Origin of the sequence: Pseudomonas sp. NFACC24-1, assembly GCF_900115235.1 — a bacterium.
GTDB classification, from domain to species: domain Bacteria; phylum Pseudomonadota; class Gammaproteobacteria; order Pseudomonadales; family Pseudomonadaceae; genus Aquipseudomonas; species Aquipseudomonas fluorescens_AA.
This window is the reverse complement of record NZ_FOVS01000036.1, coordinates 18396-41642: the sequence shown is the minus strand read 5'-3', so window position 1 is coordinate 41642 and position 23247 is coordinate 18396. Positions and strand designations below refer to the sequence as shown.

Sequence of the window (23247 nt, the reverse complement as noted above, 5' to 3'; positions counted from 1 at the left end):
CCTTCAAGCAGGAACAAACATGCCAATGAACTATCAACTTCATCCATCAGCCCCGACGTAATAAGGAGCATTTAACACCGCACTCTGCAACTTGAGTACTGATAGAACTGCTAGGTTGACAACCCGTTTGGAACCCGGTGTGCAAAAACGACAAAGGGCTGGAATAACCAGCCCTTTGTCGTTATTTCGATAGATCACCAGGCATAAGATGCGCCGAGGTTGACGCCCCAGGGTTGCTTGATCTTGTCGCCATGGCTGTAGTCGAGGTCGGCATGTAACCGGACCTTGTCCGTGACCTTCATCGCCACCCCGCCACCCAAGGCCAGGCGCGAACCGGACAGGTCGTTGTCGAAACGGGTGTTGTTGACCTTGACCTCGTTCTCCTTCGCAAACTCATGCACCAGGGCCGCCTTCAGGTACGGTTGGAGAATCTGCCCGCCGCCCAGGTCGATATCCCGGCCCACCGTGGCACCCGCCGTGCCCAGCAGCGAATGACTGCGGCGACCCTCGGCGGTCATGCCGTTATCCAGCGAGTAGTCCTTGCCTTGCACCACCAGCGCGGCCGCCTGGACAAAAGGTTCGACGAAGTAACCGTCGTCGAGCTTGATATGCCGGCCAAACTCCAGCGTGGTGCCCACGCCATGGGTGTCGTAGCTGCCCTTGGCCTTGGCGCCATCGCTGAGGGCCACCTTGGATTCGTTCTGGAAGCGGTTCAGCTTGAGCACGCCATCGAAGTAGTAACCGCTGTCGGCATCCAGCCAGGTGGCATAGGTACCGACATAGAAGCTGTCCACCTCGCCGGAGGTGCCGTGCTTGATCTGCAAGTCGGAACGGCTGTAGCCACCCAGCAGGCCGATCACCCATTGACCATCGCCCAACGCCGGGACCGGCGTATCGACCCCCAGGGACAGGCCGTGCTGGGTCTGTTTGTAGGCCATGCCGGATTCGGCCGAAACATCGAAACGATTGCCATAGGTGCGGATCCAGCCGCCGGCCTGGCCGCTGTTCATGCGCACTTCACCCATCCGGGTACGCAGGGTGCTCAGCTCGCCGTACCAGGCCGAGCGCGAGGCATCGAACAGCGCCAGCACCGAGGCAGTGCCCGGGCTGATCACCTTGCTGGCGGCGTCCAGGTACCAGTCATTGGCACCCACCTGCTGCAAGTCATAGGAGTAGGTACCGAGGTCGACCCGCCCGTTGAGCAACGAGAACGCAGCATCGCCGCCGGCGGTGTGCACCACATGGATCTGTTTGTCGGACAGGGGATCGGCGCCGCTGCTGGCGATGTCCAGGGTATGGCTGCCGGTGGCGGTGCCGGTGACCTCGAGGAAGTCAGTCTGCCCGCTGGCAAAGTCGGTGTGCATGATGAAGTTGCCATTGCCACTGAGGTTGGCCACCGACAGGCGCAGGTATTCATTCGACTGACCGAACTGCACCGAACCACCGCCCATGTTCAGGTTGTTCAGTTGGCCGTCCTCGACCATGATCCACTTGCCCTGGCTGTTGAGGTCCAGGGTCTCGACATTCTGCAGGCGCCCGGTCAGGGTCGCGAAGTTCTGCAAGGTGAGGTTGGCCGTGCTGCCGGCGTCGACGATCACATCGCCCACCAGATCGCTGTTGTCCACGGTGGCGTTGGCGCTGGCCCCGCCCTGTACCTCCAGCAATACGCCGTTGCCCCCGGTCAGGGTCGAACCATTCCTGATCAGGATGTCTGCCGGCACCGACGTTGCACCGGGGTCGATGACACTGATGGCTGCACCGGTCAAACCTTCGACATGGGTGCCGTCGAGCTCCAGGGTGCGCGACGCCCCGGCCGGGCCACTGCCACTGGACATCATCAGGATGCCATTCTGGCCACCGCTGATGGTGCTGGCCCGTGCTATCACCGAAGCTTCGGTCATTTGCAGGCCGATACCGCTGCCGTCGGTCGCGGTGACGGTCGAACGTGACAGATCCAGCACGCCCAGGCTGGCAAGGGTCACGCCACGGGTGCCACCGGTAATCGAGCTGTCGGCAACGATGGCCTCGGCACCGATGGAAGAACCCGCCTGGTATGTCAGGAGCAGGCCTGTACGGTTGCTGGTGATGGCGCTGCCGTTGATGGTTGCCTTGCTTTCCAACAAGCGCACGCCTTCGACTATCCCGCTGGCGTTGACGGCTGAACCGTTCAGGTTGAGTTGGGAACCACTTTGCACCAGGATTTCGCGAGTGGACGCGCCGTTGGCTGTCAACTCGGCTTCGTTGCGCAGGGTGTAGCTGTCCGGCGCGGTACTGCCATCGATGACCACGGGAGGGCCGCCATCGATGACCCGCGCGAGGGTCTGTGGGCTGAGCACCAGCAAAGGCGTGATGGAAAGAAGCTTCAGCGCCTGGGTCAGGGGGCGCAGGGCAAAGGTTTTTACATACGTCATGGAAAGTACCGTATAGAAATTCCGGTTTAACACCAGCGCCGCAGGTAAATCCCCATAACCTTGGACGGCACTACTGAAGAGGTGCCGAAGACTACAGATTGACCTCCATTCGCTATGTAGGAAAATTCCTGTTGTCGCAGGGATTATTCCTTAACCGTCTTCCCTCCCCCCAGGAGCTCACCGACGCCCAGGACTGGCCGTCCCAATCCTGGGCGAACGATGGTTTCATGGTGCCGGAACAACGATATCCAGGTCGCAGGTTGCACCATCCGAACCCAGCGCGATGGACATGGTTTTGCGCAGTTTAATAGAAGGTTCCGGCGAACCATTGATGGGGATGGTGTAATCGACTTCTATTTGGGCGTGTCTGGTACCTGAACCAGGGTCCGTTGGCAAGACATGTGCGTCATACTCGACGAACCAGTCGAGACCTGCTGTCGCCGCGCCTTCTGGAATGGGAATGGCTGAAGTCTTGTCCGCTACGCTGATAGGCGTCGTTCCATCGGCCTCGAAAGGCCTCCAGCGTAGCGTGATGTCTTCGCCTGTAACCAGGAAGGGCGAAGGCGAGACTTTTATCCTATACCCCACCACCCCACCCACGCTGCGCAAGTGGCTGCAATTAAGCACAGGACTGTTACCTATATCAGTAAATGCCGGCTCGCTGAGCACAATCGGAACCGCATGGACCCAGACATCCGTTGTCACCGACTCGTGCTCGTTATTCGGTGAGTCGGGATGCGTCATGGCGTAATACACCGGCAGCTTGGTATTTGTACCGCCGTCCTCAATTTCACCCCAGGTGATATTGATGATGATTTCAGCACCAGGCCGTTCCGAGCCATCGGCCACATACTTATGGGCCACCGCGACGCCTTTCCAATACAGGATGAAGGTATCGCCGGCGACTATTGGATAAGGTGCCCTGAACCGGGCTCTGGCCGGCCGGTTGAAATCCGCCTCGGTCAATTCATCTTCGGCATCGGTGCTGCTGATGATCTTGACCTTGTCCAGCAAGGGGTTGACCGGATTTGGATCGGGGTCACCCGGTTCGACAGGCCCGGTGATGGAGAAATCCACATCGACGTCGATGGTGGCCGGGGTGGGCCGGAAGACTACCTGTGGCGCGCGCTCGACCCGATAACCCACGGTAACGGTCTGCACGCCCTGGGCAATGAAGTCGTATTCCTGTTTCAAACGGTTCCAGGACACCGGGATCCTAAAGGTGTCTGGCGGAACCTCACCCACCGGAAAGGGCTGCAGGGTCGTGCCCCCCCACTCGACGACTATCTGGTCCTCGGGCTGAGGGTTGTCGTAGCGCCGGAAATCAACCGTCACGCCATAACTGGCGTCGGCGCGATTGATCAGCCCATCGTCCGCCAGCGGTACGCTGTGTGGGTGAAGATTGGTGGGCAACACCCCCAGGGCCACGGGCACGTCCCGTACCCGCGATGGCTTGCTGACATTCTGTGCCGGGTCGATCAGTACATAAGTCACGTAATGGGTGCCGGAACGAAGGGATTCGACCTTGTCCCTGGGAACCGTCACTTTTCGGCTCGGAGGCAACGGAAGCAGAATGTCAGGAACGATAGGTTCTGAGGGGTCGGGTACTTCCTTGGTCCAACCGACTGCTACGCTGATTCGATCCCTGTCCGGGTCTTGGAAATCCGGAATCTCAATCTCCACCCCATTCTCAGCGTCCAAGGTCGCATCGGTGATGGGGTTGGAAGTCAGCACTGCCACGGGTGGGATATCATGGGGGTCCTGCAAATGCAGATAGGGCCCGGTTCGATCCAGGCGGACTCGAGTATCTAAGGAATAATCCTCGTTGCCGGCCCAGAGCGTGGCACGGTAACGCAACAGGAACTGCCCTTCCTGATCGTCGAAATGCTCCATCTCGATTTGCTGGGGAACAGGAAAAGTGACGGACCCGTCAGGCCTGAGTTCAACAGGGTCGCTGATCGTTTCGTATTCTTCATTATTTTCCCGCCGCCACTGGAAATACACGGAACTGGGAAAGGCAGGGTTGTCCCCCAGGTCAAAGATGGGAATTTCAATGCGTATCGGGGCATCGAGCGTTCTCCTGAGGAGCAACCCATCCGGATCACCAGGCAACGCATCAAGAACACCGGGCGCTGTCATCTCCCCCACAAGTTTGGGTTCCCTGCGCGCCCGGGTGTAGGCGTCTCGGTTTTCCTCACCCTGACGTGTTCTGTATAGCTTGGTCATCGCCCTGCCCTCGCGCGTGAGTCGAATCATGTCCAGCCACGGGCGAGCCCTGGCCGTGAATAAATTCAGCCACCTGATCGAGAAAACAGTCCGCAGACACTTCGTAGGTATTGGATGGCCGCTAAGGGCCTGGCAATGATTTAAAACTCTATTGGCGATCACCGATACTGTCAGAGTTGACAGGTGGTTTGATTAAATCAGGCCGAAACCAACCCTACCAACACCGCCACTTCCAACAGTTCAAGCAACGCCCCGGCTGTATCCCCGGTGCAGCCCCCCAACCTGCGCACCATCATCCGCCGCAAGCCAACAAGCACTCCCAAGGCAATCACCAGCGCGAGTATCCCGTTCCACCCAGTCACCAGCACGCAGCCCAGCGCACAACCGGCTAACACCTGCCACCCAGCGCGCCGCGGCAGATGATCAGCCAACGCCTGCCCCAACCCACCAGCACGCACATAAGGCGTGGTAAGAAACAACCCAAGCAACGCCCCGCGCCCCAGCACTGGGATGATGAGCAAAGCCAGACTTTGGCCCTGCTCTATCAGCGCCAGCAACGCGACGAACTTGAGCAACAGCACCAACACCAGAGTGATCACCGCAATCGGCCCGCTGCGCGGGTCTTTCATGATCAACAGCGTGCGTTCGCGGTCGCCGAAGCCGCCGAGCCAGGCGTCGGCGCTGTCGGCCAGGCCATCGAGGTGCAGGCCGCCGCTGAGCAGGACCCAAGCGGTGAGCAGCAACGCGGCGTGAAGCAGTGGCGGTGCGCCGGTCAGCAATGCATTGAGCAGCCAGAGCAGGCCGCCGAACAACAAGCCCACCAAGGGGTAGAACAGCAAGGAACGGCCCAGTTGTTCAGGTTCGGGCATGCCCGGCAATCGCACCGGCAGGCTGCTGAGAAATTGCAGGGCGATCCAGAATGGCAGCATGCCTAACCCACCTCGTTCAGTGCGGGACCGGATGCCACCTGAAGAGCGAACAGCGCGCCATGGGCGACTTCGACATTGAGCAATTGCTCGCGAGGCAGGCCGCGGGCCTGGGCCAGCAGCAGGCGCATGACGCCGCCATGGCTGACCAGCAAGACCCGCTGACCGCCATAGGCCGCGTGCAGGCGTTCGACCGCCGCCAGGACGCGGCTGGCAAACGCCTGCACCGGCTCGCCTTCGGGGGGCGTGAAGGCATAGGGATCGGCCCAGAACTGGCCCAGCGCCTCGGCGTCAGTGTCCATCAACGCCGCTGCACTGCGACCTTCCCAGGCGCCAAAATGCAGCTCTTGCAGGTCTTTGTCCAAGTGCACCGGCACGTTGAGCCGGGCGCCGAGTTGCTCGGCGAAACGGGCGCAGCGCTGCAAGGGTGAGCTGACCAGGCGATCCCAGGGTCCGCCTTGAGCGACGGCTGTGTGCATCTGCTCCCAGCCCCTGGTCGTCAAGGCATCGTCGAGGCTGCCGCGCAAGCCGCCGCCCAGTTCGGTTTCGCCGTGACGCAGCAGGTCCAGGCGCAAGGTCATGCCGGGCGGTCCGCCACGGCCGCTTCGGCAAACGTCGCCATCTGCCCGTGCAGATCACACGCCAGGCGCAACAGCGGCACCGCCAGCGCCGCGCCACTGCCCTCGCCCAAGCGCAGGCCGAGATCCAGCAGCGGTTCGGCGCCGAGGGTTTCCAGCACGTGACGATGGCCCGGTTCGGCGCCGCGATGACCGAACAGCAGCCATGGCCGGCATTCAGGATTGAGGCGCACCGCCACCAGGGCTGCGACGCTGCAGATGAAGCCGTCCACCAGCACGGTAACGCCTTGCTGGGCACAGGCCAGGTACGCGCCGACCAACGCGGCGATTTCAAAACCGCCGAGGTTGAACAACGTCTGCAACGGGTCGTGACCCTGGGCAGCGTGCAACGCCAGGGCCCGCTCGATCACCTGGGCCTTGCGGCTGACACCCGCGGCGTCCAATCCCGTGCCCGGCCCGACCAGATGCGCCACCGGGCATTCGAGCAAGGCGCAGGCCAGGGCGCTGGCGGCGGTGGTGTTGCCGATGCCCATCTCGCCGCCGATGAACAATTGCGTCCCGGCCGCGACGGCACGCAGCACACTGTCGCGCCCGGCGTGCAAGGCTTGCTCGCCCTGTTTCACCGTCATTGCCGGGCCCTGGGCGAAATTCGCCGTGCCCGGCCCGAGGTTCAGGTGCCGCACACCGGGCAGGTCCAGCGCAGGCGTGACGGTGCCCAGATCGACCACTTCCAGGGACGCGCCCAGTTGTCGCGCCAGGACGCTGATGGCCGCGCCGCCGCTGACGAAATTGAGCAGCATTTGCCCGGTGACCTCTTGGGGATAAGCCGATACGCCTTCTGCGACCACGCCATGGTCGCCGGCGAAAATCGCGATCCACAGCAGCTCCAGGCGCGGCTTGAGCTGCCCTTGCAGACCCGCCAGTTGCACCGCCACCGACTCCAACCGCCCCAGGGAACCGGCCGGCTTGGTCAGTTGTTGCTGACGGGCCGCGGCCAGTTCCAGCGCTTGGTTATCGACGGGCTTGCACGGGTCCAGCCACCAGCGATGATTCATAACGCAGTACCTTTGAGAGTCAGGGGCAGGCCCGCGACGGTCAGCACGACGCGCTGACAACGTTCGGCCAAGGCTTGATGCAGCCAACCGGCTTCATCGACATAACGGCGCGTCAACTCGCCCAGCGGCACGACGCCCATGCCGGTCTCGTTGCTGACAAAAATGATCTCCCCAGGCAGCGCGGCCAGGCTGTCCAACAGTGCTTCGCGCTCGGCGTTCAGTTGCTCGGGAGCGTCGAGCATCAGCAGGTTGGTCAGCCACAGGGTCAGGCAATCCACCAGCAGGCATTGCCCGGGGGCGGCGTTTTCCCGCAGCACCCGGGCCAGGGCCAAGGGCTCCTCCACCAGCACCCACTCGGCCGGCCGCCGGGCGCGATGCTGGGCGATGCGATCGTTCATCTCGCCGTCCAGGGATTGGCTGGTGGCGATGTAAGTCACTGGCAAGCCGGTGTCCGCCGCGAGTTTTTCAGCCAGGCGACTCTTGCCGGAGCGGGCGCCGCCGAGGATCAGTTGCAGCATGGTGCATTACCTTTTATTGGCGTATTGGCGGTGTGGCGACTGACGCCTTCGCGAGCAAGCCCGCTCCCACAGGGGTTCTGTTGTGACTATAAATTTCATATACACAATGAGTCCTTGTGGGAGCGGGCTTGCTCGCGAAGAGGCCAGCAGCAACACCTTAGATCCCACAGAGCTCACGCAACAATCCAGTATCCAGATGCCGCTCCACCAGATCCGCCAACCGCTCGATGTCCCGCTCGCGCAAGCCGTGGTAATCCACCGTTTGCACATCCGCCAACCCAGCCCAACGCAACAACGCGCTGCTGGCCTGGGGCGACTCGAACAGCCCGTGCAGGTAGGTGCCGAACACCTGTCCGTCGAGGCTCTGGGCGCCGTCGCAACGGCCATCTTCCAGGTGCACCGCAGCGTTCTCCAGGGCCGGGCCGGTGGTTACGCCCGCGTGGATCTCATAGCCGCTGACCTCGGCCGCTTCCAAGGCCAGCCGCCCACGGACATTGCGCAGTTGCTTCTCGTGCTCCAGGGTCGTTTCGAAATCCAGCAGGCCCAGACCGGCACTGGAACCCGCCGCGCCTTCCAGCCCCAGCGGATCGTGGACCTGCTGGCCAAGCATCTGCAAACCGCCGCAGATGCCCAGCAATTTGCCGCCGTAGCGCAGGTGACGATGGATCGCTGTCTCCCAACCGTTGGCCCGCAGGTAGGCCAGGTCGCTGCGCACGCTTTTCGAGCCAGGCAGGATGATCAGGTCGGCCGGCGGGATGGGCTGGCCGGGGCCGACGAATTGCAGGTCGACCTGCGGGTGCAAGCGCAACGGATCGAAATCGGTGTGGTTGCTGATGCGCGGCAAGACCGGCACCACCACTTTCAGCACCTGCTCGGCCTTGTCGATCTGGCGCTGATCGAGGCCATCCTCGGCTTCCAAGTGCAAATCCATGACGTACGGCAACACGCCGATCACCGGTTTGCCGGTGCGCGCCTCCAGCCAGTCCAGGCCGGGTTGCAGCAAGGCGATGTCGCCACGAAAACGGTTGATGATGAAGCCCTTTACCCGCGCCTGCTCGCTGGGGGAAAGCAACTCCAGCGTGCCGACCAGATGGGCGAACACCCCGCCGCGATTGATATCGGCGATCAGCAGCACCGGGCAGTCCACCGCCTCGGCAAAGCCCATGTTGGCAATGTCACCGGCGCGCAGGTTGATCTCCGCCGGCGAGCCGGCGCCTTCCACCATCACCACCGCATAGGCCGCGCTCAAGCGCGCATGGGAGGCCAGCACCGCTTGCATCGCGATGGCTTTGTAATCGTGATAAGCCACGGCGTTCATGGTGGTGACGGCGCGACCCTGGATGATCACCTGGGCGCCGGTGTCGCTGTTGGGCTTGAGCAGCACCGGGTTCATGTCGGTGTGCGGTTCGAGCCCCGCCGCCTGGGCTTGCACCGCCTGGGCCCGACCGATTTCGCCGCCGTCAGCGGTCACGGCGCTGTTGAGGGCCATGTTCTGTGGCTTGAACGGCACCACGCCCACGCCTTGGCGCCTGACCCAGCGGCACAAGGCCGTGACCAAGGTACTTTTGCCGGCATCGGAGGTGGTGCCCTGCACCATCACTGTGGTCATGGGGTGTCCTTGGCGTAGGCTTCAAAGGCTTGTTCGAGGCGCAGGAATTCGCTGTCGTCGGCCGGCAACCCGAAACGCAGGCTGCTGGTGTTCACGAACAGGCGCAGGAGAATGCCGCGATGGGCCATGAAATCGTGAAGCCCCTGGGCGTGTTCGGTGATCAGCCATTGGAACAATCCGCAGCCGCCCTGCGGCTTGAAGCCGTGGCGTTCGAGCAACAGCGCCAGGCGTTGGCTGGTGGCTTCGCAGCGTTGGCGCTGGGCTGCGTGGGCATCGCTATCCAGCAGGCACGCCTGGCCCAGCACCCGGGTCGGCCCGCTGACCGCCCACGGCCCGACTTGTTCGGCAAGCAACTTGAGCAAGCGGCGTTCGGCCAATACAAAGCCCAGGCGAACCCCAGCCAAGCCAAAGAACTTGCCGAACGAACGCAGGACGATCAGCCCGACCAGATGGGTATACGCCGCCAGGCTCAGCGCCGGTGTGACGTCCATGAACGCTTCATCCACCACCAACCAGCCACCGCGCTGGGCCAGGCGGGCATGCCAATCCAGCAAACGCTCGGGCGCCAGGCTCAGGCCCGTGGGGTTGTTCGGATTGACCACCACCAGCACGTCGAGGCTGTCGAGGAAGAAATCCACTTCCGCTTCCAGCACTTCGCGCACGATATAACCGCTGCGGCGCCAGGCTTCGGCGTGCTCGGCGTAACACGGCGACAAGACGCCGACCTTGCCGCTGCGACGCAGGCGCGGCAACAGCTGGATGGCCATCTGCGAACCGGCCACCGGCAGCACATCCAACGCACCGTAGTAATCGCAGGCGGCCTGCTCCAAGCCGTCATCGGTTTCCGGCAGGCGCGCCCAAGCCCGCAGGGGAATCGCCGGAACGTCGAACGGCCAAGGCGCGAGACCGCTGGACAAATCGAGCCAATCGGCCTCGGCAATGCCGTATTGCCGGGCCGCGTTGCGCAAGCGTCCACCGTGCTCAAGCATAGAACTCAGCTCCCAGGCAGAGAATCAGCAACCACAACCATACCCCGCGCTGGACCAATTGCCAGCCGCGATCAATGGAATCGGCACTCGCCGGCACACCTTCGCCCAAGGGCGGACGTTGGTGCAGTTCGCCGTGGTAAACCGCCGCCCCGCCCAGCTCGACACCCAGCGCTCCGGCCCCGGCGGCCATCACCGGCCCGGCGTTGGGGCTGTCCCAGGTCGGGCCCTGGGTGCGCCAGCACTTGAGCGCCAAGCGTGTTTTGCCGAGTAGTGCGTAGGTCAACGCCACCAGGCGCGCCGGAATGTAGTTGAGCACATCGTCGATCTTGGCCGCCGCCCAGCCGAAGCGCTCGAAGCGTTCGTTGCGATAGCCCCACATGGCGTCGAGGGTATTGCTCAAGCGGTACAGCACCACCCCGGGCGTGCCGGCCACGGCGAACCAGAACAACGCGGCGAACACCGCGTCGCTGCCGTTTTCCAGCACCGACTCGGTGGCGGCGCGGGCCACGGCGGTTTCATCCAGTCCAGCCGTCTCGCGACTGACCAGGTAGCCGACGCGCTGGCGCGCCTGTTCCAGATCACCGCTGCGCAGTGCCCGCGCCACCGGCTCGACATGCTCGCCGAGGCTGCGCAGGCCGAGGGCACAGTACAACGCCAGGATCTCCACCAGCCAGCCCACCATCGGCGCCCAGGACAGGGCCGTGGCGAGCAAGGTCAACGGCACCACGGCGATCACCCAAGCCGTGACCCCGTGGCTGCGCCAGCCACGTCCGCCAGAGTTGAAACGTTGTTCGATGCGATCGGCAAAGCCACCGAACGCCACCAGCGGATGCCAGCGCCGGGGCTCGCCCAACAGCGCATCCAGCGCCACCGCGGCGGCACTGAGCAACGCCACGCTCATGGGCTCACTCCCCAACGGTTTTCATACAGCAGTTCATTGAGCGGACGCGGTTGCGCCCAACCTTCCAGGGCGAGCATCGGCGCTGGGTAAAACCCTTCCACCGGGCCCAGGCAAAGGATCGCCAGCGGCTTGGCCCCGGCGGGCAGGCCCAGCAGGTCGGCCAGGGCCTGAGGTTCGAACAATGACACCCAGCCCATCCCCAGCCCTTCGGCGCGGGAAGCCAGCCACAGGTTCTGGATGGCGCAGGACAGCGAGGCCAGGTCCATTTCCGGCAACGTCCGACGACCGAAGATGTGCCGCTCGCGATCCTCCATCAACGCCGCCACCAGCACTTCGGCACAGGCGTCGATGCCTTCGACCTTGAGCGTCATGAACTCATCGCTGCGCTCGCCCAAGGCCTCGGCGGTGCGAATGCGTTCCTGCTCCACCAGTTGGCGGATCTGCCCACGCAAGGCGCGGTCGCTGATGCGGATGAATCGCCACGGCTGCATCAGGCCGACGCTCGGGGCCTGGTGCGCGGCTTCCAGCAGACGGCGCAACAGGGCCGGCTCTACCGTGCCGCCGCTGAAATGGCGCATGTCGCGGCGCTCGGCGATGGCGCGGTAGACCGCGTCGCGTTCGGCCAGGGAGAAAGCGTTGTCGGTCATGGCCTTTTCGCGAGCAAGCTCGCTCCCACAGGGTTCAGGTGATCAAATGTGGGAGCGGGCTTGCTCGCGAAGGCGGCCTCAAGGTCAGGCGCAAACAGCGCGGCAATCGCCCTGGGATTGGACGGGAAATAAAAATGCACATAGGAAGCCGTCATCCGCCCTTGCCGGAAAACCGCCTCCGCCCCTCGCCCGCCATTGGGGCTATGGCCACGAGCAATCGGTTCAACCTCGGTGCTGGTCAGGGAATGATGATAGGTGTGCCCACGCAGGTTGCCTTCCGGCAAATCCACCGACTGCAGCGCCAGGGCCGCCAGGCGCTTTTGCATCTGCGCATCGCCGGCCAGCAAACCCAGCAGTTCGGCACGCACGCCGTCGACATCGGTCAATGAATCGAGCAGATACAACATGCCGCCGCATTCGGCGAGTAACGGTTTCTCGGTGGCGTGGTGGGCACGGATCGCGGCCAGCATCGGCGTATTCCGGGCCAGCGCAACGTGGTGCAGCTCCGGATAACCGCCAGGCAGATAAAGACTGTCCGCCTCGGGCAGTTCGGTGTCATGGATCGGTGAAAAAAAGCTCAACTGCGCACCCATGGCCCGCAGCAGATCAAGGCTTGCGCCATAGGTGAAGGCGAACGCTTCGTCACGGGCCACGGCGATGCGCACCCCGGCGAGCCTCGGCTCAACGGCGATCACCTGCGGCGCGGCGAATTCCACCGCCGGCGGCAGCGCCACTTCGCAACTACCGGCCAAGGCATCGGCCGCCGCGTCGAGGCGCAGGTCGAGATCGTTCAATTCACTGGCCTGGACCAACCCGAGATGACGGCTGGGCAATTCGATGCCGGTTTCCCGGGACAGCGCGCCGTACCAGCGCAGGCCTTCGGTCAGGCTGCCTTCGAGCAACTGCGCGTGACGCAAGGTGCCGACCCGGTTGGCCAAGACCCCGGCGAATGGCAGGTCCGGTTGATAACGGGCCAGGCCCAGGGCCAGGGCACCGAAGGTCTGGGCCATGGCCGTGCCGTCGATCACCGCCAGCACTGGTACGCCAAAATGCCGCGCCAGGTCGGCGCTGGACGGGGTGCCGTCGAACAGCCCCATCACCCCTTCGATCAGGATCAGGTCCGCTTCGGCGGCGGCTTCCCACAACAGCCGGCGACTTTCCTGCTCGCCGACCATCCACATGTCCAATTGATAGACCGGCGCGCCGCTGGCCCGCTCCAGGATCATCGGGTCCAAAAAGTCCGGGCCACACTTGAAGACGCGCACCTTGCGTCCCTGGTTGCGATGCAAGCGGGCCAGCGCCGCGGTGACGGTGGTCTTGCCTTGTCCCGAAGCCGGGGCGGCGATCAGCACCGCCGGACAGTGGCGGCTTGCCAGGCAAGGGTCACTCACAGTTCGACGCCCTTCTGCGCCTTGATACCCGCCTGGAACGCGTGCTTGATCATGCCCATTTCAGTCACGGTGTCGGCCAGCTCGATCATCTCCGGCTTGGCGCCGCGACCGGTCACCACCACGTGCTGCATCGGCGGGCGAGCCTGCAGATCGCTCAGCACCTGGTCGAGGTCGAGATAGCCGTGCTTGAGGGCGATATTCAATTCGTCGAGCACCACCAAGCCGATGGACGGATCGCCGAGCAACTGACGGGATACGGCCCAAGCGGCTTCGGCGGCGGCGATGTCGCGCTGGCGATCCTGGGTTTCCCAAGTGAAACCTTCCCCCATGACATGAAAACGCACTTGCTCCGGGAAGCGGCGAAAAAACAGCTCTTCACCGGTACTGTTGCGCCCCTTGATGAACTGCACCACACCGCATTGCATGCCATGGCCCATGGACCGTGCCAGCATGCCGAACGCCGAGCTGCTCTTACCCTTGCCGTTACCGGTCAGCACCAGCAGCAACCCGCATTCATTCGGCGAGTTGGCGATGCGCTCGTCGATCACGGCTTTCTTGCGCTGCATGCGCGCCAGGTGGCGTTCGTCGCGATCAGGGGTGTCGGTCATGGGGAGCTCTCCGTTGGGATTGGATAACGGCGGGCGGGGCACAAAAAAAGACGGCAACAAGCCTGGCATCGCCCACCGTGATGCCGTTGGATGAATCAGGCCGGTCTCCGGGCTCATGAGCGGCGTGGCGCCGGGCTGCGCGCCTTCCCATGTCGTGCGACACAGTGGCTTAGGCACAGCGTTGACTCATTTACCGTTGCGGGGGCAGCGCCGGGTTCGTCTGCACTCACCGGCTTCCCTGTTTCACTCTGTCGACCAAGCGGCCACAGAGCACCTGAAACAAGCGGCGAAGGTTAGAGGGTTGGGGGTGGAGCGTCAATTAAAGCCGCCTGTCGGGGGTGCTCATTGGCACCGATCAATAAAATGACGTCAATCTTGTGTGATCCTGCGGCAAGTGATATCAAAGCGACATTACAACCCGATATCACAAGAACAAGAGGGCAAAACATGCAAGGCATGCTCATCAGCAATCCAAAACTGGAATTCCTGCGCCCGGTGCTGGAACGTTGGTTTGATTGTATCGACCGCTACAACGCAGTGCGCGGCGATAACGACACACCCTACTGGTTCGATGAACGAGCCAATCTCAGCTTGCTGTCGGCCGCCGCCTGGATGGCCGAGATGGTCACGCTGCAGAACGCGCCGACCCGCAAGCAGAATGAAGAAGGCGAACGCAACGTCAGCGCCGACCTGTTCATCGCCAGCACCGATGAGCGGGCCTTCATCCAGGCCACCCAACGCTGGCCCAAGGTCAACAACCTGAACCTGACCCAACCGCTGTCGGAAGCCACCAGCGATGCCAAGCGCATCAGCTACGCCAGCGACCTGAAGCTGGGCTGCCTGTTCGTCTCGCCGCAAAAGGCCCAGCAGAGCGCCACGCCCGAAGAACTGCAGGACATGATCGACGACCTGCAAAAGGAAAACACCTGCGCCGTGGCCTGGTACTTCCCCTATGCCTATCGCAAGTTGCGCAACGAGGCCGGCCAATACCATCCAGGCATTGCCGTGCTGTTCAAACAGGCCCATGGCTGACTCATTCCACGCAAGAACTGTGGGAGCGGGCTTGCTCGCGAATGCGGCGTGTCAGTTGACTAATATGTCATTTGGTACACCGCATTCGCGAGCAAGCCCGCTCCCACAAGGTTTGGCCTGGCAGACTGGCCTACCCGCAGTTGAACCATCACGCGTCTACGCTTCTCTATGAAGAACCTCATGCATTCATAGGGAAGCCAGCATGCTCAAGCCACCACACCTTCTGATCGTCGCCCTCGCCGCCGGACTTGCCGCCTGTGGCGAGTCGTCCACCCTGCAGGTTTCCGATGGCACCGGCCCCGCGCCGAAACTGCCTGAACCGAACAAAACGCTGGTCCCCACCGTCAACATCGCCGAAGCCGTCGGCTGGCCACAAGGCGCCAAGCCGACCCCGGCCCAGGGCCTGCAAGTGGGTGCGTTCGCCGAAGGACTGGACCATCCGCGCTGGCTTTACGTGCTGCCCAATGGCGATGTGCTGGTGGCCGAAACCAATGCCCCGCCCAAGCCAGACGACAGCAAGGGCATCCGTGGCTGGGTGATGAAAAAGGTCATGGGCCGCGCTGGCGCCGGGGTGCCCAGCCCCAACCGCATCACGCTATTACGCGACGCCAATCACGATGGCATCGCCGAAACCCGTACGGTATTCCTGGAAAACCTCAATTCACCGTTCGGCATGACCCTGGTGGGCAATGACCTGTACGTGGCCGACACCGACCGACTGATCCGCTTCCCCTACAAGGACGGTGACACACAGATCAAGGCGCAGCCGACCAAGGTCGTCGACCTGCCGGGCGGCACCCTCAACCATCACTGGACCAAGAACGTGATTGCCAGCCGTGACGGCAGCAAGCTGTACGTCACCACCGGTTCGAACAGCAACGTCGCAGAAAATGGCATGGAGGCCGAAGAGGGTCGCGCTGCCATCTGGGAAGTGGACCGTGCCAGCGGCAATCACCGGATCTTCGCCTCAGGCCTGCGCAACCCCAACGGCCTGGCTTGGGAGCCCCGCAGCGGAGCCCTGTGGACGGCCGTGAACGAACGGGATGAGATCGGTAGCGACCTGGTGCCGGACTACATCACCTCGGTCAAGGACGGCGCGTTCTATGGCTGGCCCTACAGCTACTACGGGCAACACGTCGATGTCCGGGTCGAACCACAGAACCCAGCCCTGGTGGCCAAGGCCATCGCCCCGGACTACGCCGTTGGCCCCCATACTGCCTCACTGGGCCTGACCTTCGCCGAAGGCAGCACCTTGCCCCCACCGTTTACCGAAGGGGCTTTTGTCGGTCAGCACGGTTCCTGGAACCGAAAGCCCCACAGTGGCTATAAAGTGATTTTCGTACCGTTCAACGGCGGTAAACCCGTAGGGCAACCGGTGGATGTGCTGACCGGCTTCCTGAATGCCGACGAAAAAGCCCAGGGCCGGCCAGTGGGTGTGGTGATCGATAAACAGGGTGGGTTGTTGGTGGCTGATGATGTGGGGAACAAGATCTGGCGGGTGTCTGCCAAATAGTGCTGATCGCACTCTCTTGTGGCGAGGGGATTTATCCCCGCTGGGCTGCAAAGCAGCCCTAAAGCCTGAAATCCCGAATTTTCAGGCCGATCACATCCAAGCCACTATTTTAGGGGGCTGCTGCGCAGCCCAGCGGGGATAAATCCCCTCGCCACAGATTTGCGCTGGCCTGAACCTTCGCATCAGGGATTACGCGCCAAGTGCTCCGACTGCAACACACGCTTGGCACCCAGGTAAGCCTTTTGCCAATAAGCCTTGGACAGGCTGTCGAGCTTGACCGTACCGCCCGTGGCCGGCGCGTGGACGAAGCGCCCCTCGCCGACATAGATCCCGGCATGGCTGACCTGAGAGCCGCCGTTGGTGGCGAAGAAAATCAAATCGCCAGTCTGCAAGGCATTCTTGCCGACATCCGGCGCGCGCATGCCGATCATCTCGCGCGTGGAGCGCGGCAGGGAAATACCGGCGGCGTCGCGATACACATAACCGATCAAGCCACTGCAATCGAAGCCCGAATCCGGCGTGTTGCCGCCCCAGCGGTACGGCGTCCCCACCAGGCCCAGGGCCCGGAACAGAACGTCTTCGGCGGCCGGGGAAAAGGATTGCGAGGGAGCAAAGACCACCGGGGCCCGTACCACAGGTGCTGGCGGCGGGGTACGGCTGGCGCACGCACTGAGCAGTGCGGCGAGGAAGATGAGCGCGAGGCGGGCCGACGTCGACATATGCAGAACAATCCTGATCTGGATGCGGCTTTTCTGCCGTGGGCATGAAAACAAATCCGCCTGCGTAGTACGCAGGCGGATTGCCATCAATCAATGATCAAGGATTCTAGCGGCTATGGGGCAAACTTCAAGTAAGACTTTAAGTTTGCCTTACAAACTGTGTGCTTACTTGCGAGCAGTGACCACAGTCGGTGCCATGGCGAGGGCGCGCTTGGCTTCGATGAAGGTCTTGCTCCAGTAGCTGTCGCCCAGGCTGTCGATCCGCACGCCACCGCTGCGGCGGCTGCTGGAATGGATGAACTGGTTGTCGCCCAGGTAGATACCTGCATGACTGACACGACCGCGACGACCGTTGGTGCTGAAGAACAGCAGGTCACCGGGCTCCAGCTGGTTGCGCGCTACCAATGGGGCGTTCACGTTGATCATTTCTCGCGTGGAGCGCGGCAGGTTCATGCCAGCCTCTTCGCGGAACAGATAACCGATGAAACCGCTGCAATCGAAGCCGGCTTCAGAAGTACCGCCAAAACGGTAGCGGGTACCGATCAGCGACATGCCACGTTCCAGGATGCTGTCAGCCAATACTGGAAGCTGGTAAGGCTTGCTGCCGGCGAAGGCTGCGAGTTCTTTGTCGGAGGCCATTTCTTCCTGGAACGCAACGGAGGAAGACTGGGCGGTAACGGAATTCCGGACCTGTGGTTGTGGCGCTTGCTGGGACACTGGAGAGTGGGCAGCGCAACCGAACAACAGGGTAACGAGTGCGAGAGGCACGAGGGGTGCGAAGCGATTTAGCATGGGCACGACCGTGGCTGAAGTAGTAAAGATGGCGAGACTATGCCTTCTATCAACCTCATTTGCAAATTCAATCGATGCAAATGTGACTTCTCGGTTTTACGTTTACATCTAAGCGCTTAAGCCCATTTTGAACGTCACGCAGCCTGCAACCCAGCAGGACCGCGGGTTTCGCCGTGTCCAGAACAGGCCATGAGCCACTACGCACAACGGTTCTACCAGCCCAAAGTTTCTTTCAAAAAAGGAATAGTCAGCTTGCGCTGGGCCTGGAGCGAGGCTTGGTCGAGGCGCTCGAGCAGCTCGAACAATGCGCTCATGCTGCGGGTGCCACGGGTGAGGATGAAATGCCCGACTTCGTCGGTCAGGTGCAGGCCACGTCGGGAAGCGCGCAGCTGCAAGGCACGGAGTTTGTCTTCGTCGGATAACGGGCGCATCTGGAAAATCAGCGCCAAGGTGAGACGGGATTTGAGATCCGCCAGTTTCACCGGCAGCTCCCGAGGCGACGTCGAGGCGGCGATCAACAAGCGCCGACCGCTGTCGCGCAACCGATTGAACAGGTGAAACAGCGCTTCTTCCCAGTCAGCCTTGCCGGCCACGGCCTGGAGGTCGTCCAGGCAGACCAGTTCGTACTGTTCAAGGTTATCGAGGATTTCAACGCCGCGATCCAGCAATTCAGCCAGCGGCAGATACACGGCCGGCTCGCCCAATTGCTCGAACCGCAGGCACGCCGCCTGCAACAGGTGCGTGCGCCCTACCCCGTCCTTGCCCCACAGGTAGATCAGGCTTTCGGTCCAGCCGGCGTCGGCTTCGCAAAGCCGCTCGACATAGCCGAGTGCAGCGGCATTGGCGCCTGGGTAGTAGTTGATAAAGGTGGCGTCATCACGCAGACGCACACCTAGGGGCAGCTGAATCGGTTTCATGCTGACTGAACAGTTCCAAAGGAACCGTTAGTGGCCTCTGTGTAAAGTTCGCAAAGTTTATACCCGTGACACGGACCGCACAATGCGCCGGACCACGAGCAAAATCAAAGGTTTGCAGCGGCAAGGGCGCGAAGCGTCAGTTTCCCTGACACCCCGCCGGTCATTCGCCCTACAGATCGGGGTCTTCAGCGCCGCTATAAATGTCCGAATCCTTGTACAGATCGTGCATATGCCGCACCAGCACCATGATCACCGCCGCCACCGGCAGTGCCAGCAAGATCCCGGTGAATCCGAACAACTCGCCACCGGCCAGGATCGCAAAGATCACCGCCACGGGATGCAGGCCAATGCGGTCGCCCACCAACAGCGGCGTCAGCACCATGCCCTCCAGGGCCTGCCCGACCATGAACACCGCTACGATGCCGACCATCGGGTACAAGTCGCCGCCGAACTGGAACAACCCAGCGATCAACGCCGCACCGATACCAATCACAAAGCCCATGTACGGCACGATGGCCGCCAGCCCGGCGATCAAGCCGATCAACAGCCCCAGCTCCAGCCCCACCAGCATCAAGCCGGCCGCGTAGATGAAACCCAGGGCCACCATCACCAGCAACTGCCCGCGCACGAACGCCCCCAAGACTTCATGGCATTCGCCGGTCAGGGTCATGATGCGTTCTTCGCGATGACGCGGCAGCAGGCTGCGGATCTTGGCCATCATCAGGTCCCAGTCCCGCAGCAGATAGAAAGCCACCACCGGGATCAGCACCAGGTTCGCCAGCCAACCGATCAACGCCAGGCCCGAGGCCGTCGCCTGGCTCAACACCACGCCAACGATGTCGGTCGTCTGGCCCATGTGCTCGCTGATGGCGGCCTTGACCTTGTCGAACTTCCAGAAACCGTCGGCCAAACCCAATTTCGACTGCACCCACGGCATCGCGCTGTGCTGCAACCAATCGAGCATCTGCGGCGCCAATTCGTACAGGCGCACCAGTTGCTTGGCGAGCATCGGTATCAGCACCAGTAACAGGGCGCTCACAATCAGTGTGAACAGCGCAAACACCGCCACCACACCCCAGGTCCGCGACAGGCCGAGTTTTTCCAGGCGATCCACCACCGGATCGAACAGATAGGCCAACAGCAGCGCAACCAGGAACGGTGTGAGGATCGGATGCAGCAAATAGATAAGGGCGAACAGCAGGGCAACCCCACCCAACCAGAACCAACGCCGCGTATCGCCCATGAACCACTCCTAGCTATATAAAGAAAGACAACCTACCAGCGGAACCGCAAATTGGCGGCCGGTGCTGGCGCAGGTGCTGCAACCGGGGCCGAGCCATCAGCGGCGGGCGGTGCGACCGGTACCGGCGCGATGGCCTCACCGGCTGGAACCTCCTGCAGTCTTGCCAGGGCCAACTGCGCCTTCAATTGTTCGGCGCTGCCGTTGACCCGATAGACGATCCGGTCCCCTTCGACCCGCTGCAACTGCCCAGCGAATGGTTCGAGCAAACGCCCCAGCGCCGCGTAGCGCTCCAGGTTCATGCCCTGCACTTCCAGCAGTTGTTCTGTGGCCACCCCCGGCTTGGCGACGAAACGCGGCGCCAGGCGCTGGCTCACCGCGAGCATGACCGCATCGGCCAGGGCCGCAGGATCGGCACCCTGGGCAGTGCCCTGCTCACGCTGGTCCCCCAGCCACAGGCGCCAGGTACCGTGCCACTGACCGCCTTCTTCCTTCGCATGGACCGCCAGCAAAGCGTCCGCCGCGTAGCGCTCCGACGCATCGCGCAGAGGCGCCGGGTCGCTGCCTTCCAGGTTCGGCGCAGTGGCGACAATCTGCTCGCTCAGATCCGCCAGCGGCAGGTGCAAAGCCAGGCCCCGGTGCTGCGCGGCACGCCGCAACGGCGTGGCGCTGGCTTGGCCATCGCCCACCAGGCTGGAGCCCTCGGCCGAGTCGTTCAGCCACCAGCCCAGGATCGATGGCCGGTTCGCGCTCCAGAGCGACAAGCCTGCCGAGCGCAACGCCCGGTCGGTGCTCGCCGGGTCGAAATCCACCTTGAGGCTTTCCGGCGGGCCGGCGTCGTAGCCATATTGAAGAATGATCTGTTGCGGGTCCTGGCGAATGGCCGCCAACCCGGGATTCTGGGCCGCCTTGGTATCGCCGGTCAGGCGCAGCACCAGCGTGTCCAGGGCGCGCAACGTCGCCTGGTTGCGCTCCTCCGGCGTCTGGTTGGTGACCGGTTCGAGCACTTGATAGAGGCCGCTGACGGTTTCGGCATGGCTCGCCAGGCTGATCAGCGACAAGCAGCCCACGGACAAGAATTTGAACAAACGCATGGAAGATTCCCGGACATAACGGCTGGAACAGGCCGTGTGAAGAAGATTGAGCATGGCTGAGACCACAGCACCCGGCAAAACATTCACACGCCCGGTGGAAGTTTCGCACGGTCATCACCATAACCGGTTACCGCTACACCTTATACAGAGGCGTTGCGCAGTACCAATATAAGAAATATCGGTTTTTTTCCGCGGATATGTCCCTGCCCGTCGGCGCGAGGATGGCCGCTGCCCCTCAAGCCTGATAAAATCGCGCGCCTTCGCAGACCGGCAACGGCCGGGCCCCCGGAATAATTCGTACAACGGTTATTCAATGGCCCTGGCGGTCGGTCGTTACCCAGAAATCCCCCCTAAAGGCCTGGACCATGAGCAAGCAACCCTCCCTGAGCTACAAGGACGCCGGTGTAGACATCGACGCCGGTGAAGCATTGGTCGAACGCATCAAGAGCGTCGCCAAGCGCACTGCGCGCCCGGAAGTCATGGGCGGCCTGGGCGGTTTCGGCGCCCTCTGCGAGATCCCGGCCGGCTACAAGCAACCGGTCCTGGTCTCGGGCACCGACGGCGTCGGCACCAAGCTGCGCCTGGCCCTGAACCTGAACAAGCACGACAGCATCGGCATCGACCTGGTGGCCATGTGCGTGAACGACCTGGTGGTCTGCGGTGCCGAGCCGCTGTTCTTCCTCGACTACTACGCCACCGGCAAACTGAACGTCGACACCGCCGCCCAGGTCGTGACCGGCATCGGCGCCGGCTGTGAATTGGCCGGCTGCTCCCTGGTCGGCGGCGAAACCGCTGAAATGCCCGGCATGTACGAAGGCGAAGACTACGACCTGGCCGGCTTCTGCGTCGGCGTCGTGGAGAAAGCCGAGATCATCGACGGCTCGAAAGTCGCTGCCGGCGATGCCCTGCTCGCCCTGCCGTCCTCCGGCCCGCACTCCAACGGCTACTCGCTGATCCGCAAGATCATCGAAGTCTCGGGTGCCGACATTGAAAACACCCAGCTCGACGGCAAGCCACTGGCCGACCTGCTGATGGCCCCGACCCGCATCTACGTCAAGCCGCTGCTCAAGCTGATCAAGGACACCGGTGCCGTCAAGGCCATGGCCCACATCACCGGCGGCGGTCTGCTGGACAACATCCCGCGCGTGCTGCCAAAAGGCGCCCAGGCCGTGGTCGACGTGGCGAGCTGGACCCGTCCAGCGGTGTTCGACTGGCTGCAAGAGAAAGGCAACGTCGATGAAACCGAAATGCACCGCGTGCTGAACTGCGGTGTGGGCATGGTCATCTGCGTGGCCCAGGAGCACGTCGAGACCGCCCTGAACGTCCTGCGTGAAGCCGGCGAACAGCCTTGGGTCATCGGCCAGATCGCCACCGCGGCCGAAGGCGCCGCACAGGTCGAGCTGAAAAACCTTAAGGCACACTGATGTCCGCAACCTGTGACGTGGTGGTGCTGCTGTCCGGCACCGGCAGTAACTTGCAGGCCTTGATCGACAGCACGCGGACCGGCGACAGCCCGGTCCGTATCCGTGCGGTGATTTCCAACCGCGCCGATGCCTACGGCCTGCAACGTGCCAAGGACGCAGGTATCGACACCCGTGTCCTGGATCACAAGGCGTTCGAGGGCCGCGAAGCCTTCGACGCCGCACTGATCGAACAGATCGACACCTTCAATCCGCAACTGGTCGTGCTCGCTGGCTTCATGCGCATCCTCAGCGCGGGCTTCGTGCGTCACTACCAGGGCCGCCTGTTCAATATCCATCCCTCGCTGCTGCCCAAATACAAAGGGTTACATACTCACCAGCGCGCGCTGGAGGCCGGAGACACGGAGCACGGCTGCTCCGTGCACTTTGTCACCGAGGAACTCGATGGCGGACCACTGGTCGTACAGGCAGTAATACCGGTAGAGTTGCACGACACGCCGCAAAGTCTGGCGCAGCGGGTTCACGCCCGCGAGCACCAGATCTACCCGATGGCCGTACGTTGGTTTGCCGAAGGAAGGCTGACCCTCGACGATCGCGGTGCCTCACTGGACGGCCAGTTGCTCGCCGCCAGCGGCCATTTGATTCGATACTAGGAGATTT

The 23247-nt window shown here is 62.7% G+C and carries 21 protein-coding genes and 1 riboswitch; of the genes, 4 read left to right on the top strand and 17 right to left on the bottom strand.

Annotated elements, in window-relative coordinates; translation table 11 throughout:
* Positions 1–194: 194 nt before the first annotated feature.
* The 12 genes from BM317_RS25255 to cobO form a co-directional block, all read right to left on the bottom strand.
* Entirely contained in the window at positions 195–2411 is a 2217-nt protein-coding gene (locus BM317_RS25255) for an autotransporter outer membrane beta-barrel domain-containing protein (RefSeq protein ID WP_092476684.1), read from the bottom strand.
* A gap of 225 nt (positions 2412–2636) precedes the next feature.
* The gene (locus BM317_RS25250) at positions 2637–4637 is read right to left on the bottom strand and encodes a hypothetical protein (RefSeq protein WP_139236064.1); all 2001 of its coding nucleotides are present in this window, start codon (positions 4635–4637) and stop codon (positions 2637–2639) included.
* Positions 4638–4834: 197 nt separating this feature from the next.
* Positions 4835–5566, bottom strand: a complete 732-nt coding sequence (locus BM317_RS25245) for an adenosylcobinamide-GDP ribazoletransferase (RefSeq protein ID WP_092476680.1) — start codon at positions 5564–5566, stop codon at positions 4835–4837.
* A gap of 2 nt (positions 5567–5568) precedes the next feature.
* Positions 5569–6144: an alpha-ribazole phosphatase family protein gene (cobC, locus tag BM317_RS25240; protein ID WP_092170068.1), complete on the bottom strand. Its 576-nt coding sequence runs from the start codon at positions 6142–6144 to the stop codon at positions 5569–5571.
* Positions 6141–7196, bottom strand: coding sequence for a nicotinate-nucleotide--dimethylbenzimidazole phosphoribosyltransferase (gene cobT / locus BM317_RS25235; protein ID WP_092476678.1), 1056 nt, complete (start codon positions 7194–7196; stop codon positions 6141–6143). The genes cobC and cobT overlap by 4 nt, the downstream gene beginning before the upstream one ends.
* Positions 7193–7714 carry a bifunctional adenosylcobinamide kinase/adenosylcobinamide-phosphate guanylyltransferase gene (gene cobU, locus BM317_RS25230; protein ID WP_092476676.1) on the bottom strand — a complete coding sequence of 174 codons (522 nt, stop codon included), beginning with the start codon at positions 7712–7714 and terminating at the stop codon, positions 7193–7195. The genes cobT and cobU overlap by 4 nt, the downstream gene beginning before the upstream one ends.
* Before the next feature lie 157 nt (positions 7715–7871).
* Positions 7872–9323 carry a cobyric acid synthase gene (locus tag BM317_RS25225; RefSeq protein WP_092476674.1) on the bottom strand — a complete coding sequence of 484 codons (1452 nt, stop codon included), beginning with the start codon at positions 9321–9323 and terminating at the stop codon, positions 7872–7874.
* Complete coding sequence (gene cobD, locus BM317_RS25220) at positions 9320–10312, bottom strand: threonine-phosphate decarboxylase CobD (RefSeq protein WP_092170052.1); 993 nt, start codon at positions 10310–10312, stop codon at positions 9320–9322. The genes BM317_RS25225 and cobD overlap by 4 nt, the downstream gene beginning before the upstream one ends.
* Entirely contained in the window at positions 10305–11213 is a 909-nt protein-coding gene (cbiB, locus tag BM317_RS25215; protein WP_092170049.1) for an adenosylcobinamide-phosphate synthase CbiB, read from the bottom strand. The genes cobD and cbiB overlap by 8 nt, the downstream gene beginning before the upstream one ends.
* Positions 11210–11860 (bottom strand): 5,6-dimethylbenzimidazole synthase, encoded by a 651-nt coding sequence (bluB, locus tag BM317_RS25210; RefSeq protein ID WP_092170045.1) that lies wholly within the window; start codon positions 11858–11860, stop codon positions 11210–11212. Before bluB ends, cbiB begins: the two co-directional genes overlap by 4 nt.
* Positions 11857–13251 carry a cobyrinic acid a,c-diamide synthase CobB gene (locus BM317_RS25205; protein ID WP_092476672.1) on the bottom strand — a complete coding sequence of 465 codons (1395 nt, stop codon included), beginning with the start codon at positions 13249–13251 and terminating at the stop codon, positions 11857–11859. Before BM317_RS25205 ends, bluB begins: the two co-directional genes overlap by 4 nt.
* A complete protein-coding gene (gene cobO / locus BM317_RS25200) occupies positions 13248–13859 on the bottom strand; it encodes a cob(I)yrinic acid a,c-diamide adenosyltransferase (RefSeq protein ID WP_092170037.1) in 612 nt (203 codons plus the stop codon). Before cobO ends, BM317_RS25205 begins: the two co-directional genes overlap by 4 nt.
* An 80-nt stretch (positions 13860–13939) precedes the next feature.
* Positions 13940–14152, bottom strand: a riboswitch (cobalamin riboswitch).
* Positions 14153–14306: 154 nt separating this feature from the next.
* Between cobO and BM317_RS25195 the strand changes: the two genes are divergently transcribed.
* Together BM317_RS25195 and BM317_RS25190 are read left to right on the top strand one after the other, a co-directional pair.
* Entirely contained in the window at positions 14307–14891 is a 585-nt protein-coding gene (locus BM317_RS25195) for a hypothetical protein (protein WP_092170032.1), read from the top strand.
* A gap of 202 nt (positions 14892–15093) precedes the next feature.
* Positions 15094–16404, top strand: coding sequence for a PQQ-dependent sugar dehydrogenase (locus BM317_RS25190; RefSeq protein ID WP_092476670.1), 1311 nt, complete (start codon positions 15094–15096; stop codon positions 16402–16404).
* 182 nt (positions 16405–16586) lie between these two features.
* Here the strand turns inward: BM317_RS25190 and BM317_RS25185 are convergent, their stop codons facing one another.
* From BM317_RS25185 to BM317_RS25165, 5 genes are all read right to left on the bottom strand, one after another.
* Positions 16587–17123 carry a C40 family peptidase gene (locus BM317_RS25185; protein WP_092443608.1) on the bottom strand — a complete coding sequence of 179 codons (537 nt, stop codon included), beginning with the start codon at positions 17121–17123 and terminating at the stop codon, positions 16587–16589.
* Between the two features lie 165 nt (positions 17124–17288).
* Entirely contained in the window at positions 17289–17915 is a 627-nt protein-coding gene (locus tag BM317_RS25180) for a C40 family peptidase (protein ID WP_060741069.1), read from the bottom strand.
* A gap of 212 nt (positions 17916–18127) precedes the next feature.
* Complete coding sequence (gene hda / locus BM317_RS25175; protein ID WP_003178999.1) at positions 18128–18832, bottom strand: DnaA regulatory inactivator Hda; 705 nt, start codon at positions 18830–18832, stop codon at positions 18128–18130.
* 169 nt (positions 18833–19001) lie between these two features.
* Positions 19002–20075, bottom strand: coding sequence for an AI-2E family transporter (locus BM317_RS25170; protein WP_092170019.1), 1074 nt, complete (start codon positions 20073–20075; stop codon positions 19002–19004).
* Between the two features lie 32 nt (positions 20076–20107).
* The gene (locus BM317_RS25165) at positions 20108–21166 is read right to left on the bottom strand and encodes a DUF2066 domain-containing protein (protein WP_092476668.1); all 1059 of its coding nucleotides are present in this window, start codon (positions 21164–21166) and stop codon (positions 20108–20110) included.
* Between the two features lie 365 nt (positions 21167–21531).
* On the opposite strand from BM317_RS25165, the gene purM reads away from it, so the two are divergent.
* Entirely contained in the window at positions 21532–22590 is a 1059-nt protein-coding gene (gene purM / locus BM317_RS25160; RefSeq protein WP_092170007.1) for a phosphoribosylformylglycinamidine cyclo-ligase, read from the top strand.
* Positions 22590–23240 carry a phosphoribosylglycinamide formyltransferase gene (gene purN, locus BM317_RS25155; protein ID WP_003204660.1) on the top strand — a complete coding sequence of 217 codons (651 nt, stop codon included), beginning with the start codon at positions 22590–22592 and terminating at the stop codon, positions 23238–23240. The genes purM and purN overlap by 1 nt, the downstream gene beginning before the upstream one ends.
* The last annotated feature ends 7 nt before the right edge of the window (positions 23241–23247 follow it).

Bases quoted from the DNA above. Each gene is read 5' to 3' on its own strand.
- BM317_RS25255 (WP_092476684.1), bottom strand. From the start codon at position 2,411: ATGACGTATGTAAAAACCTTTGCCCTGCGCCCCCTGACCCAGGCGCTG.
- BM317_RS25250 (WP_139236064.1), bottom strand. From the start codon at position 4,637: ATGACCAAGCTATACAGAACACGTCAGGGTGAGGAAAACCGAGACGCC.
- BM317_RS25245 (WP_092476680.1), bottom strand. From the start codon at position 5,566: ATGCTGCCATTCTGGATCGCCCTGCAATTTCTCAGCAGCCTGCCGGTG.
- cobC (WP_092170068.1), bottom strand. From the start codon at position 6,144: ATGACCTTGCGCCTGGACCTGCTGCGTCACGGCGAAACCGAACTGGGC.
- cobT (WP_092476678.1), bottom strand. From the start codon at position 7,196: ATGAATCATCGCTGGTGGCTGGACCCGTGCAAGCCCGTCGATAACCAA.
- cobU (WP_092476676.1), bottom strand. From the start codon at position 7,714: ATGCTGCAACTGATCCTCGGCGGCGCCCGCTCCGGCAAGAGTCGCCTG.
- BM317_RS25225 (WP_092476674.1), bottom strand. From the start codon at position 9,323: ATGACCACAGTGATGGTGCAGGGCACCACCTCCGATGCCGGCAAAAGT.
- cobD (WP_092170052.1), bottom strand. From the start codon at position 10,312: ATGCTTGAGCACGGTGGACGCTTGCGCAACGCGGCCCGGCAATACGGC.
- cbiB (WP_092170049.1), bottom strand. From the start codon at position 11,213: ATGAGCGTGGCGTTGCTCAGTGCCGCCGCGGTGGCGCTGGATGCGCTG.
- bluB (WP_092170045.1), bottom strand. From the start codon at position 11,860: ATGACCGACAACGCTTTCTCCCTGGCCGAACGCGACGCGGTCTACCGC.
- cobO (WP_092170037.1), bottom strand. From the start codon at position 13,859: ATGACCGACACCCCTGATCGCGACGAACGCCACCTGGCGCGCATGCAG.
- BM317_RS25195 (WP_092170032.1), top strand. From the start codon at position 14,307: ATGCAAGGCATGCTCATCAGCAATCCAAAACTGGAATTCCTGCGCCCG.
- BM317_RS25190 (WP_092476670.1), top strand. From the start codon at position 15,094: ATGCTCAAGCCACCACACCTTCTGATCGTCGCCCTCGCCGCCGGACTT.
- BM317_RS25185 (WP_092443608.1), bottom strand. From the start codon at position 17,123: ATGTCGACGTCGGCCCGCCTCGCGCTCATCTTCCTCGCCGCACTGCTC.
- BM317_RS25180 (WP_060741069.1), bottom strand. From the start codon at position 17,915: ATGCTAAATCGCTTCGCACCCCTCGTGCCTCTCGCACTCGTTACCCTG.
- hda (WP_003178999.1), bottom strand. From the start codon at position 18,832: ATGAAACCGATTCAGCTGCCCCTAGGTGTGCGTCTGCGTGATGACGCC.
- BM317_RS25170 (WP_092170019.1), bottom strand. From the start codon at position 20,075: ATGGGCGATACGCGGCGTTGGTTCTGGTTGGGTGGGGTTGCCCTGCTG.
- BM317_RS25165 (WP_092476668.1), bottom strand. From the start codon at position 21,166: ATGCGTTTGTTCAAATTCTTGTCCGTGGGCTGCTTGTCGCTGATCAGC.
- purM (WP_092170007.1), top strand. From the start codon at position 21,532: ATGAGCAAGCAACCCTCCCTGAGCTACAAGGACGCCGGTGTAGACATC.
- purN (WP_003204660.1), top strand. From the start codon at position 22,590: ATGTCCGCAACCTGTGACGTGGTGGTGCTGCTGTCCGGCACCGGCAGT.